At 69.2% G+C, this 11,564-nt stretch carries 13 protein-coding genes; 4 read left to right on the top strand and 9 right to left on the bottom strand.

What is annotated here, in order from left to right; genetic code table 11:
* Nucleotides 1–234 precede the first annotated feature (234 nt).
* The 7 genes from FB390_RS09125 to FB390_RS09095 form a co-directional block, all read right to left on the bottom strand.
* Entirely contained in the window at nucleotides 235–336 is a 102-nt protein-coding gene (locus FB390_RS09125) for a 30S ribosomal protein bS22 (RefSeq protein ID WP_003402602.1), read from the bottom strand.
* Between the two features lie 244 nt (nucleotides 337–580).
* Nucleotides 581–769 carry a helix-turn-helix domain-containing protein gene (locus FB390_RS09120; protein WP_040696222.1) on the bottom strand — a complete coding sequence of 63 codons (189 nt, stop codon included), beginning with the start codon at nucleotides 767–769 and terminating at the stop codon, nucleotides 581–583.
* Between the two features lie 293 nt (nucleotides 770–1,062).
* A complete protein-coding gene (gene proC / locus FB390_RS09115) occupies nucleotides 1,063–1,884 on the bottom strand; it encodes a pyrroline-5-carboxylate reductase (protein WP_141808575.1) in 822 nt (273 codons plus the stop codon).
* 23 nt (nucleotides 1,885–1,907) lie between these two features.
* On the bottom strand, nucleotides 1,908–2,795 hold the full coding sequence (locus FB390_RS09110; protein ID WP_141808574.1) for a thioesterase family protein: 888 nt from the start codon (nucleotides 2,793–2,795) through the stop codon (nucleotides 1,908–1,910).
* A 140-nt stretch (nucleotides 2,796–2,935) separates the two neighbouring features.
* Complete coding sequence (locus tag FB390_RS09105; protein ID WP_141811637.1) at nucleotides 2,936–3,811, bottom strand: sugar phosphate isomerase/epimerase family protein; 876 nt, start codon at nucleotides 3,809–3,811, stop codon at nucleotides 2,936–2,938.
* 139 nt (nucleotides 3,812–3,950) lie between these two features.
* On the bottom strand, nucleotides 3,951–5,570 hold the full coding sequence (locus FB390_RS34160) for an ABC transporter permease (RefSeq protein ID WP_246123932.1): 1,620 nt from the start codon (nucleotides 5,568–5,570) through the stop codon (nucleotides 3,951–3,953).
* Between the two features lie 73 nt (nucleotides 5,571–5,643).
* The gene (locus tag FB390_RS09095; protein WP_141808573.1) at nucleotides 5,644–6,678 is read right to left on the bottom strand and encodes a Ppx/GppA family phosphatase; all 1,035 of its coding nucleotides are present in this window, start codon (nucleotides 6,676–6,678) and stop codon (nucleotides 5,644–5,646) included.
* Between the two features lie 65 nt (nucleotides 6,679–6,743).
* On the opposite strand from FB390_RS09095, the gene FB390_RS09090 reads away from it, so the two are divergent.
* The 4 genes from FB390_RS09090 to FB390_RS09075 all read left to right on the top strand — a co-directional run bounded on the left by FB390_RS09090 (nucleotide 6,744) and on the right by FB390_RS09075 (nucleotide 9,451).
* Nucleotides 6,744–7,622, top strand: coding sequence for a DUF3109 family protein (locus FB390_RS09090; RefSeq protein WP_246123931.1), 879 nt, complete (start codon nucleotides 6,744–6,746; stop codon nucleotides 7,620–7,622).
* A 135-nt stretch (nucleotides 7,623–7,757) separates the two neighbouring features.
* Complete coding sequence (locus tag FB390_RS09085) at nucleotides 7,758–8,243, top strand: hypothetical protein (RefSeq protein ID WP_141808572.1); 486 nt, start codon at nucleotides 7,758–7,760, stop codon at nucleotides 8,241–8,243.
* A 281-nt stretch (nucleotides 8,244–8,524) separates the two neighbouring features.
* Nucleotides 8,525–8,989 (top strand): hypothetical protein, encoded by a 465-nt coding sequence (locus FB390_RS09080; protein WP_141808571.1) that lies wholly within the window; start codon nucleotides 8,525–8,527, stop codon nucleotides 8,987–8,989.
* 129 nt (nucleotides 8,990–9,118) lie between these two features.
* A complete protein-coding gene (locus FB390_RS09075) occupies nucleotides 9,119–9,451 on the top strand; it encodes a hypothetical protein (RefSeq protein WP_141808570.1) in 333 nt (110 codons plus the stop codon).
* Nucleotides 9,452–9,554: 103 nt separating this feature from the next.
* Here the strand turns inward: FB390_RS09075 and FB390_RS09070 are convergent, their stop codons facing one another.
* Nucleotides 9,555–10,244: a response regulator transcription factor gene (locus tag FB390_RS09070; RefSeq protein ID WP_097245238.1), complete on the bottom strand. Its 690-nt coding sequence runs from the start codon at nucleotides 10,242–10,244 to the stop codon at nucleotides 9,555–9,557.
* On the bottom strand, nucleotides 10,241–11,476 hold the full coding sequence (locus tag FB390_RS09065) for a sensor histidine kinase (RefSeq protein WP_141808569.1): 1,236 nt from the start codon (nucleotides 11,474–11,476) through the stop codon (nucleotides 10,241–10,243). Before FB390_RS09065 ends, FB390_RS09070 begins: the two co-directional genes overlap by 4 nt.
* Nucleotides 11,477–11,564: the final 88 nt, after the last annotated feature.

Raw genomic sequence — 11,564 nt, 5'->3', positions numbered from 1 at the left:
CTCTTATGTCAGATCCCACCGCAGCACCCGATCCCACCTACCAGGCCCCCATTTACGTTATTCGGCGGTTCTAGAGTAGCCGCTACCGTCTGGGCCGCCGAGGGTATTAATCAGGATCTAACGATGACTTCAGTCACCGGTTACACGGAAATATTTCAAACTGAACTGTTTCAAAAACAGAGGCCCGCCACCGGTCTGGTGACGGGCCTCATCTCGCGCCAAGGGCGCGCGCGCTCACTTGCCGAGTTTGCGCCGCTGAACACGCGTGCGGCGAAGCAGCTTGCGGTGCTTCTTCTTCGACATGCGCTTGCGGCGCTTCTTGATCACAGAACCCATAGGGTGTCCTCGCGTTCTCTCTACTCGGCGCGCACGCCATCGCGTACGCCTAGCTGATTTCGGCATCCGCGCCGCCAGCGGCCACCGGACACCACGAACTGGCGCCGCAGGCAGGCGAACACGAACCGAGGGTTCATCCTACCGGTATCCGATGGCGGCACGAGCAACGGCCCTCGCGGGCGCGCGCACCGTCATTCGCGGGCTCCCACGCGCCGCGCGGGGCCCTTCAGGGGTCGAAACCGCCTCACCCAGCGTCGAAGTAGGACGTCTCCAGATAGTCGTGCACGGCCTTCGCGTGCACCCGGAACGACCGGCCGACGCGCACCGCGGGCAGCTCGCCCGAATGCACCAACCGGTAGACCGTCATCTTGGACACCCGCATCAGATTCGCCACTTCGGCGACCGTGAGGAATTGCGTACCACCGCCGAGCATCGATTGGCCCGGCGATCCCGAACTGCCTTGCGCTCGGCCACCGCTACGGCCACCTGATGGGCCGGACGAACCTGGTGACGTCCCCGAGCTATTTGCAGACATCTTGTTGGAAGACATCATTGCACCATTGACCTCCGGCACGTCCGCGCCGCCGGCTTCCCCACCGGCGGAACAGACACGCACGTGCTCCTTGAAGCTTAGCGGGGCTAGTGGGATTACTGCGACGTGTGTGAGAAATCAGCTTCTGACGCCCGGTTTGCCCCAATGCGAACGCGAGATGTACGCGTCGTGCGTTATTCCGCCGACGCGCCTTGTTCGGCGGAACGCTGTTTGGCCGCGTGCAAAGCCTCGAGAAACGCCGAGCGAACGCCGCCGCGCTCGAGTTCGCGCAACGCCGCCGCGGTGGTGCCCGCGGGCGAGGTGACGGCCGCGCGCAGGTCCACCGCGCTCTGGCCGGATTCGTCGAGCAGCGCGGCCGAGCCGACCATCGTCTGCACCACGAGCTGGGTCGCGACGTCCCTGGTCAGGCCGAGCCCGACGCCCGCGTCGACCATGGCCTCGACGACCAGCAGGAAGTAGGCGGGGCCGGAGCCCGACACCGCGGTGACCGCGTCCATCTGCGACTCGGCGACGGTGACGACCTTGCCGACCGCGCCGAGCACGTCGGTGACCAGCTCCAGCTGCTCGGGCTTGGCGTAACGCCCCGGCGCGAGCGCGCTCATGCCCTGGCCGACCAGCATCGGGGTATTCGACATCACCCGCACTACGGGGAAGCCCGCGGGCAGCTTGGCCTCCAGCCGCGCGGTCGGCACGCCCGCGGCCAGCGAGACGAGCACCTGGTCGCGGTCGCCCGCGTTCAGCTCGGCCTTCCCCAATTCGGTCAGCACCGTGTCGACGTCACCCGGCTTGACCGCGATCACCAGCAGATCGGCGCCGACGGCCGCGTCGGCCGCCTCGCCCGTGACGCGCACGCCGAACCGGCTCGCGATCAGCTCGGCCCGGTCGGCGTGCGTCTCGACGACGACCAGATCCTTGCTCGCCCTGCCCGATTCCAGCAAACCGGCGATCAACGCCTCCCCGATCCGGCCTCCACCGATCACCGCAATTCTCGTCATGGTGGTAAAGGTTAGTGCGCGCGTCAGCGGCTCTGGGGAATCAGTGCGAGTTGGCGGCTCTGGGCGACCACCGCGCCGGTGCTGTCCAGGATGAGCTGGTCCTCGTCGAACATGCGGCCGCCCACCTCGTGCGAGGTGGCGATGACGCGCAGCCAGCCCGGCGCGGGCCTGCGGCGCAGGTATGTGGTCATCTGCACAGTGGGCGCCCAGCCGAACTGGCCGAGGTTCACCGGCACCGGCGGGCTCATGTCGGCCGCCATCATCGCGAAGAACATCGACACGTCGGGGTCGCGCTGATCGCCATCGAACGGGCGCATCCACAGCCGCAGCCGCGGCTCGCCCCGCGCGCCCTCGAGGAACGGCGCCCACGACCGGTCCAGGTAGAGGTCGGCGCCCTTGGCGACGTTCACGATCTTGCCCATCGGCGAACCCTCGTAACCCATCGCGTCGGCGGCCGGTTCGGCGGGCATGTCGCCGTGCTCGGGCGCGTAGAGCGGCTCGATGTCGTCGAGGTGGCCGAAGGTGAACGCGGTGCGCACCATCGCGCGCCCGTTCTGGGTGAGCGTGGCGTCGGCCAGGCAGATCTGGCGGCCGATCTTGCGGATGCGCACCTCGTACTCGACCTCGCCCGGCTCGGGCGCGCCGAGGAAGTCCGAACTGGCGGCGATGGGGGCCATCTCGGCGAGCGCCGGATCGGAGGCGCGCAGCCAGCGGGTGGCGGCCGCGGCGCTCGCGGCGACCATGGTGCCGCCGTGCACTTTCTGGCCGATGGTCCAGATCTCGTCGATGACGCCCGCGTACCGGCCGACCTCGGCGTCGCCGGAGAGCAGTTCGGTCAGCGCGCACACCTCGGCGAACGGGGCATCCGTCGCGGTCGGCTCGACCGCGTCGGTGGTCAACTCCAACGTCATCGTCACTCCTGTCCTACTGCACCGCGTGCGTTCGTACAGCGTACAACGCACGGTAGCGACAGGGTCGTTCCCCGTAGGGAGGCAGATCGATATCACACCGTGCGGTCACGAATGCCGCGGTGAAAGGACGCGGAAAGCGCTTACACCCGATTCGCCTGCGCCGAGGCGGGCGCGGGACTGGGCGCGACGCCGTTGAGGTGCAGCCGGGCGAAGGCCAGCGTGCGGTGCAGCATCGCCGCGCGGTGAGCGGTGGTGCGGGCGTTCTGGGTGTTGATCTCGGCGACGGCGTGGCCGGTGAAGCCGTTGCGCACCAGCTGCGCGCAGAGTTCGGCACAGGGCTGGGTGCCGTCGCCCGGGACGAGGTGCTCGTCGTGTGCCGCGCCGCGCCCGTCGGCCAGGTGCAGGTGGGCGAGGCCCTGCCCCATTCTGGCGGCGAGTGCCAGCGGATCGGAGCCTGCGGTCGCGGTGTGCGAGAGATCGAGTGTGTAGTGCCGGAAGCCGGTGTCGGTGGGGTCGTAGGACGGGCTGAACGCGGTCAGGCCCCAGCCCGGACCACCGCGCCGCTCCAGTCGCTTCGCCGCGTTCGCGCCGCGGCCGAACAGCGTGTCCGCGCGCATCGGGAACATGTTCTCCACCGCGACGACGACCGGGCTGTGCTCCTCGAGCTCGGCGACCTGCTCGGCGAAGCCGTCCGCGTAGCGGCGCTGCCAGCGGAACGGCGGATGGACGACCACCGTGTCCGCCCCGAGCGCCTCGGCGGTGCGCACGCTGCGCTCCAGCTTGGCCACCGGGTCCGCGCCCCACACGCGCTGGGAGATCAACAGGCACGGCGCGTGCACCGCGAGCACCGGGACGCCGTACTTGCGGGTGTAGTTCTGCACGGTGGCGATGCTCTGACTGGCAGGCTCGGCCCAGACCATCAACTCGACGCCGTCGTAACCGAGATCGGCCGCGTACCGGAAAGCCGCCTCGGTGTTCTGCGGGTAGACCGACGCGCTGGACAGCCCGACCAGAATGTCGCGCCCCGGCGGGCTCGCCGCCCCACCCGGCGTACCCCCGCCCGGTTGTCCGCTCTGATCGGGCGCCGGTCCCCCGACCGCGCTACCGATCCGGGTGTCGTCCGCCTGCCCGATGTTCCCCACAGCCGCTCCCTACTCAGTTCGTACTGAGAAGAAAGGCTAGCGGTCCCAGCGTGACGAAGATGCCCACTACGACGGCAATCACCGTGCTGAGGATGTCGTCGGTCCGGCGCAGAATCCGCACCAGGGCCACAAGGCCGAGGATCACGATCATCGCCAGCGCCAGCGCCACCCAGGGCAGCATCTCCCACATTCGCTCGAAACCCTTGAACAGCAACATTCCGGCGACCGCCGCCCCCGCGCTCTGACCGCCGAGGATCATCCACTGCTTGCGGTTGGCGTCGTACTCCGCCTTCCGCGCGGCACGGGAGCGGCGCTGCGTCGGGCGCGCGGCGGGCTTCTGCCGCGGCTCGGGCGCCTCGTCCTCGTCCTCGTCGTCGTCGAGCAGGAACGAGTCGTGCACATCGGTGAGGCCCTCGTCGAGCTCGACCTGGGCGCGACCACCGCGCGACCGGCCGCGTCCGCCGCCCGCGCGTTCGGCGCGCTCGACACCGTCGCGCAGCAGGTCGCCCGCCACCGTGGAGCCGGAGACCAGCTGCTGATCCTGGCTGGCCAGCGACCACGCGGCGGTCGGAATGCCGCCCGACTCCGGCTCGGAGTCGGACTTCTCCGGCTCCGGCTTGTGCCTTCGCGCCGACCACGAGGGCAGCGCGCCCTCGGCGCGGGCCCGCAGCGTCTCGGATCGGGAGGATCTTCGCTGCTCCTCCCGCGGCTCCTGGTTCGCGGCGCGTCCGGAGGGCTTGGCGCGTTCCGGTAGCGGCGAGAGGGGCAACGGCGCGGAATCGGGGGCGAAACCGTTCGACGGCGGCGCCCACGCCGCTGTCGAGGGACCTGCCTCGTCGGCTTCCGCCGCCCTTCGGCGCGCGGCCCGGCCGCCGCGGCCGCGTTCCTGCCGGTCCGAGCCGCGCGGCTCGTCCGGATGCCCGTTGCGGGGGATGTCGAAATCCATCGGATCGCGCAGCGGCGGGCCGACCACGATGGTGGCGTCGTCGTCCGGATCCGGCTTGCGCCTGCGGCCGCCGCGACTGCTGCGCGGCGCCTCCGACACTGGATCGGCGTAGGGGGCCGCTGATTCCAGCGGGTCCGGCGCGCTGTGCCGGGAGCCGGAGGACATGTCGCGTCCGGGCATCACCAGGTTGGAGCGCCCGGGCGGCGGATCCGAATACGACGGCGTCGCCGGGTAGGGCGTCGGCTCGGGATAGGACGTCGATTCCCGGTAGGGCGCGAGCGGGTCGTAGCGGGTGATCGGGCCCGACATCGGCGACTGGCTCGGCAAGTCCGCGACGGGATCGGGAGCGATGTACGAAACCGGCTCGGACGCAACCGGTTCGAATGCGGCGGGCTCGTAGGCGGCTGGTTCGTATGAGGGCGGCTCGAAAGCCGTGGGCTCGAATGATGTCGGCGCGTAGGAAGCGGGCTCGTACGCCGACGGCGCTTCGGCGATCTCGTCGTCGGGCGCGGCGTGCGCGGAGTGGCTGCCGCCCTCCCGGATGACCGGCAGGTCACCCGTCAGCTCGGCGACGGAGATGCCGCGGCCACCGCGTCTGCGGCGACCGCCGCCGGAAGACGACGCGCCCTGCTGCCCGTTGCGGGCCAGCAGCTCGGCGACCGATAGCTGCTTGGACTCATCACTCATGCCTGCACCTCGCTGGCGCTCGGTTCCGGCATGCGCGATGCACGCTGGCACATGATTCGCTCACTGCGTTCGCTCATGACGACACCGTTTCGACCGGACCGGACAGCCCCGCTCCACCGTCGGACGCCGGCTTGCCTGGTTCGGCCGCCGGTCCCGTCAGCAACGACGCTCTGGGTCCACCGTTCATATCGGTATCCAGTTTGCGCAGGATCAGTCCTTCCCGCAGCGCCCAGGGACAAATCTCGAGCGTATCCAGCGATAGTGCCCGCATACTCGCCTCCGCGACCAATGCGCCAGCCACCAATTGCTGTGACCGATCGGAACTCACGCCTTCCAATTCTGCACGGTCCGACGCTGTCATCCGCGAGATGAACGCGATCAGTTGGCGCAGACCCGAGCTGGTGAGTGTACGGCGCACCCGCGGACCCGCCGCCGAGGGCGCCGCTCCGGTCAGTCGCGCGAGCGAGCGGAAGGTCTTCGAGGTGCCGACCGCGAGGTCGGGCCTGCCCACCTCGATCAGCTGTTTCGCGGGGGCGACGAGTTCGGCGTCGAGCCAGTCCCGCAGCACCGCGACCCGGCGCTTGCCCGGCGGATCCTCACGCAGCCACTCCCTGGTGAGCCGACCCGCCCCGAGTTGCAGCGAGAGCGCGACGTCGGGCTCCTCGTCGCCGCCGTTGCTCATCTCCAGCGAGCCGCCGCCGATGTCGAGGTTCAGGATGCGGCCCGCGCTCCAGCCGTACCAGCGGCGCACCGCGAGAAAGGTCAGCCGGGCCTCGTCGACGCCGGTGAGCACCTGCAGATCGACGCCCGTCTCGGCGCGCACCCTGGCGAGCACGTGTTCGGAGTTGGTGGCCTCGCGCAGCGCGGAGGTGGCGAACGGCATCAGCTCGACGCAGCGGGAGGTCTCGGCGATGCTGGCGAATTCGGCCACGGTCTTGATGAGACGCTCGGCGCCCTGGACGGTGATCCGTCCCTCTTCGTCCAGGTTCTCCGACAGCCGGAGCGTGGCCTTCGTCGAGCTCATCGGCATCGGGTGGCCACCCCGGTGCGCGTCCACCACGAGCAGGTGAACGGTATTGCTTCCGACGTCGAGTACCCCAAGCCGCACATGAACACGGTACTGGGTCGACCAGCACTTCAGACCAGGCGATCGAACTGTTAGCGTCTGCAGATGTGACGGTAGGCGCAGCGGCGAGCAGCCGGACCCGGCCCCGACCAGCGGCGAAGATCGACCCGGCACCCGAGGTCGATCTGGACTTTCCGCGCGAATGGATCGAGTTCGTAGATCCAGCAAATGACGAGCACCTGATCGTCGCCGATCTCACCTGGCTGCTGTCCCGTTGGACCTGCGTCTTCGGAACGCCCGCCTGCCAAGGCATCATCGCAGGCCGCCCGGACGACGGCTGCTGCTCCCACGGCGCATTCTTGTCCGACGAGGACGACCAGGAGCGCCTGCGCAACGCTGTGAGAATGCTCACACCGGCCGACTGGCAGCTGATGGGCGAGGCCCAGAACGCCAAGGGCAAGGTGACCAAGAAGGGCTATCTCGAACTCGACGAGCTCGAGGACGAGCCCGCCCTGCGCACCCGGCGCTTCGATGGCGCGTGCATCTTCCTGAACCGGCCCGGTTTCGAGGGCGGCGTCGGCTGCGCGTTGCACACGATGGCGTTGCGCCGCGGCATGGAGCCGCACACGGTGAAGCCGGATGTCTGCTGGCAGTTGCCGATTCGGCGCACCCAGGAATGGGTGGACCGACCGGACGGCGTGCAGATCCTGCGCACGGTGATCACCGAGTACGACCGGCGCGGCTGGGGTCCCGGCGGACTCGATCTGGATTGGTACTGCTCGGGTTCGCCGGACGCGCACGTCGGCGCGCGGCCGGTCTGGCAGTCCTACGCGCCCGAGCTGAAGGAACTGCTCGGCGAACCGGCCTACGAGGAATTGGCCAGGCACTGCAAGCGCCGCGAAGGGCTGGGTTTGATCGCGGTACATCCCGCGACGGTGCACGCGCAGCGCAACGCGGAGCAGGCCGCGCACGGCAAGGCGCAGTAGAACTTCCGCACTGCCGAAACTCCCGACTCCATCCCTAACGGACGCTTGTCCAGATTTGCGAAACGCTCACATTTCACACATTCGGTCGCTTACTGTGCGAAGGCCCACATCCAGTGGGCAGCACAGGAGCACACCATGAGTTACACCACCTCCGCCCTGGTCGGACGCCGGATCGGCGCCGGACTCGCGGGTTTCGCCGCGGCCACGGCCGTCGCCGTCTTCGCGGCCCCGCAGGCGCACGCAACCGTCGACTCGATCACCGTGTCGGGCGCCGACCACACCATCAACACCACCTACACGCTGCGCGCCAAGCTGAGCGGAGCGGGCATCGGGCTGCTCGTCTACTGGTCGGACAACGGCGACCAGATCGCCGGCCCGCAGGTGCCGTGGCCGGTCGGCGAGTCCTCCGTGAGTTGGACCCCGACGACACCGGGACAGCACCTCATCACCGCCTCGCAGGGTGGCAGCACCAAGACGATCGTCGTCCAGGTGACCGACCCGAATGATCCCGGAGATCCGGGCGACCCGGGAGATCCCGGCGATCCGGGCGGCGGCACGGGCAGCGCGGGCACCGGCAGTGCGGGCAAGCTGCTGGGCAGTCTGTTCGGCAACGGGAGCTAGGCGGACCTCCGCCTTCACCCCGGCCGCGCAGCCTTGGGACGAACTGCATCAGGCAGCGCCGATCGGGCGCACCTCCGCATCCGCTCCGGGCATGCGCTGCCCATGGGCGGACTACGTCCGGCAGCGCCCATCAGGCGCACCTTCCCCGGCGCGGCCCGGAAGCCGGTCGCGCCGAACGGGTTCCGATATTTCGACTCGGCGAACTCGAGCCGAAATCTGAAACATCTCCGCTTCAAAGAGTAGGGTCCAGTCGATCGCATGGTCGGCACAGGAGGAGCACCATGACATCACCCAGCAAGTTCCGGCGCGGGGCAGGCGTCGGACTCACGGCATTCGCGGCCGCCACCGCCGTCGCCGTGCTGACCGCGCCCTCGGCGTACGCGGCCGTGCAGTCGGTCTCGGTCGACGGCAGCAACCACCAGGTCGGCAGCACGTACACGATCACCGCCGACGTCGGCGGCGCGTCCGGCGGTCTGCTCGTCTACTTCAGCGACAACGGCGAATTCATCGGCGCGCCCAAGGTGCCGTGGCCGCCGGGCACCGCGACCATCGAATGGAAGCCGAGCACGCCGGGCGAGCACATCATCACCGTCGAACAAGGCGGCAGCACGAAGTCGATCGTGGTGGAGGTGTCCAAGGCGAGCAGCGGCGGCACCGGTAGCTCGGGCAGCGCATCCGGCAGCGGGACCGGCAGCGCGGGACGCCTGCTCGGCGGGTTGCTCGGCGGAATGCTCGGCAGCAGCTGACGCGTGCGGTGTGCGGGTCGTCACTCGGCGGCCTGCACACCGGCCGACCAGCGCGGGTGAGCCGAACGCACCCGGCAGGTCACCTGCTCGCCATGCGAGCGTCACCCGTTTCGGGTTTGATGTCGGGTCATGAAGAAAGCGCTCACCCTCGCAACACTCGTCATCGGCGCGACCCTCTCCATGGCAGGCGGCGCGCACGCCGAGCCGGACGCGGATCCGACCAAGTTCGCCGACTTCACCGCCACCTTCGTGCCGGCGACCGATCCGGCCGCGGTGAACGCCGCCAAAGAGGGCAAGAACGTCATCATGAGCCCCTACGGCGTCAGCCGCACCATCGCCTGCCGCGGCAACGGCACCACCGTGCCGCTCTACGACTGCATGCAGGAAGACGACCTCGGCTGGATCACGCTGCGCAAGACCGATGTTCCCGCCATCGGCCCGACCTGGGTCTACCTCCCCTAAGGGGAGTCCGCCGGGGGCCGATCACGTACCTACGACGTAACGGGCCCCGGTTCCGCGCTCGGGGTGAGGAGGCGGAACCGGGGCCCGTTCGCTGTCTTGCCGTCTACGCCTCGAGCTTGTAACCGAGACCGCGCACGGTCACCAGGTGCTCGGGCTTGGCCGGATCGGCCTCGATCTTGGAGCGCAGCCGCTTGACGTGCACGTCGAGAGTCTTTGTGTCGCCGACGTAGTCGGCGCCCCAGACGCGGTCGATCAGCTGGCCGCGGGTCAGCACCCGGCCGGAGTTGCGCAGCAGGTACTCGAGCAGATCGAATTCCTTGAGCGGCAACGTCACTGGCTTGCCGTTGACCATCACGGTGTGGCGGTCGACGTCCATCCGGACCGGACCCGCCTCCAGCACGCCGTTCTCGCTGCCGCCGTCGATCTCGTCGCCCGCGCCGCGGCGCAGGACCGCGCGGATGCGCGCGATGAGCTCACGCGACGAGTACGGCTTGGTGACGTAGTCGTCGGCGCCCAGCTCGAGGCCGACCACCTTGTCGATCTCGCTGTCCCGCGCGGTCACCATGATGACCGGCACGCCGCTGCGGGTGCGCAGTTGCTTGCACACATCGGTGCCGCTCATGCCGGGCAGCATCAGGTCCAGCAGGACGATGTCGGCGCCGGAGCGATCGAATTCGGCGAGCGCGGAGGGTCCGTCGCCCACCACGGTGACCTCGAAGCCCTCCTTGCGCAGCAGGAACGCGAGCGGATCGGCCAGCGACTCCTCATCCTCGACGATAAGAACACTCGTCATCTGCGTGCCTCCACACCATTGGGTCTGCCCGGCCCCTGGGGACGCGGGCCGGTTTCCTTCGTGCTCACCGCGGGACTTTCGACGTCCTCGTCGCCGTCGGTCTCGAGGTGTGCGGGTATTCGCAAGGTGAACGTGGATCCGGTGCCCAGTTTGCTCCACAGGGTGATCTCACCGTTGTGGTTGGCCGCCACGTGCTTGACGATAGCGAGCCCGAGCCCGGTGCCACCGGTGGCGCGCGAGCGCGCCTTGTCGGAACGGAAGAACCGTTCGAACACCCGCTCCTGGTCTTCTTTCGGGATTCCGATGCCACGGTCGGTGACCGCCATGGCGACATGATCGCCGCGCAGCGAACGGCTCACCGAGACGTGCGAGCCGGCCGGGGAGTAGGCGATGGCGTTCTCCACCAGGTTGGACAGAGCGGTGACGAGCAATGTCTCGTCGCCGAGGACCTCGAGCCCGCTGGGCCGGTCGGTGCTGACGGTGATGCCCGCCGCCTCGGCCGCGGTGCGGGAGCGGTCCACCGCCTGCATGACGACCGTGTCGACGTCGACGACCTCTAGCTCGGGCAGCTTCTCCGCGCCCTGCAGACGGGAGAGCGCGATCAGTTCGGTCACCATCTTGCCGAGGCGGCGGGATTCGCCGAGCACGCGCTCGCCGAAGTGGCGCACCGCCTCCGGGTCGTCGGCCGATTCCAGCAGCGCCTCGGCGAGCAGGCTCATCGCGCCGACGGGGGTCTTGAGCTCGTGGCTGACATTGGCGACGAAATCGCGGCGGGTGGCCTCCATGCGGGCCTGCTCGGAATCGTCGTCGGCGAACAGCACGGTGAAGCCGGTCTCCTCCGGCGAGAGCGGCCGCGCGACGCCGCGCACCGCGATTCTGCTGCGGCCGGGCATGGGGTTCTTGGCGGTCAGGTCGAATTCCGCGGACTCGCCGGTGCCGAGCACCTTCTCCACGGCGGCCCAGGCGCGCTCGTCGAGCAGGCGGTTGCGGACCAAGCCGAGTTCCTCGGCGCGCGGGTTCACGAGCACCACGTCGCGGTACTGGTCGACCACCGCGATGCCGCTTTCGGACGCGAGCACGATCAGGTCGAGCACCTGCGACATGGTCAGCCCGGAATCGGCCTGTCTCCGGGCGGCCTGACGGGCGTTCACGTACGGAATGAGCAGCCCACCGACTGCCAGGCCGACGACAGCCGCGAGGACTGCCAACAACACGGCCTGCGGAACACTCACACTTGAATCGTACGGTCGCCGACCGACTGACCAACGGCGGGTACACGAAGTTTCACGCAGGTCATGGGGCCTTCCAGGGCCGTTAGCC

The sequence above is a fragment of the Nocardia bhagyanarayanae genome (assembly GCF_006716565.1).
Taxonomy (GTDB): Bacteria; Actinomycetota; Actinomycetes; order Mycobacteriales; family Mycobacteriaceae; genus Nocardia; species Nocardia bhagyanarayanae.
This window is presented reverse-complemented; position numbering and strand designations above follow the sequence as displayed.

Coding starts and splice junctions, on each gene's coding strand:
- FB390_RS09125 (WP_003402602.1), bottom strand. CDS start 336: ATGGGTTCTGTGATCAAGAAGCGCCGCAAGCGCATGTCGAAGAAGAAG.
- FB390_RS09120 (WP_040696222.1), bottom strand. CDS start 769: ATGCTCGGCGGTGGTACGCAATTCCTCACGGTCGCCGAAGTGGCGAAT.
- proC (WP_141808575.1), bottom strand. CDS start 1,884: ATGACGAGAATTGCGGTGATCGGTGGAGGCCGGATCGGGGAGGCGTTG.
- FB390_RS09110 (WP_141808574.1), bottom strand. CDS start 2,795: ATGACGTTGGAGTTGACCACCGACGCGGTCGAGCCGACCGCGACGGAT.
- FB390_RS34160 (WP_246123932.1), bottom strand. CDS start 5,570: ATGAGTGATGAGTCCAAGCAGCTATCGGTCGCCGAGCTGCTGGCCCGC.
- FB390_RS09085 (WP_141808572.1), top strand. CDS start 7,758: ATGAGTTACACCACCTCCGCCCTGGTCGGACGCCGGATCGGCGCCGGA.
- FB390_RS09080 (WP_141808571.1), top strand. CDS start 8,525: ATGACATCACCCAGCAAGTTCCGGCGCGGGGCAGGCGTCGGACTCACG.
- FB390_RS09075 (WP_141808570.1), top strand. CDS start 9,119: ATGAAGAAAGCGCTCACCCTCGCAACACTCGTCATCGGCGCGACCCTC.
- FB390_RS09070 (WP_097245238.1), bottom strand. CDS start 10,244: ATGACGAGTGTTCTTATCGTCGAGGATGAGGAGTCGCTGGCCGATCCG.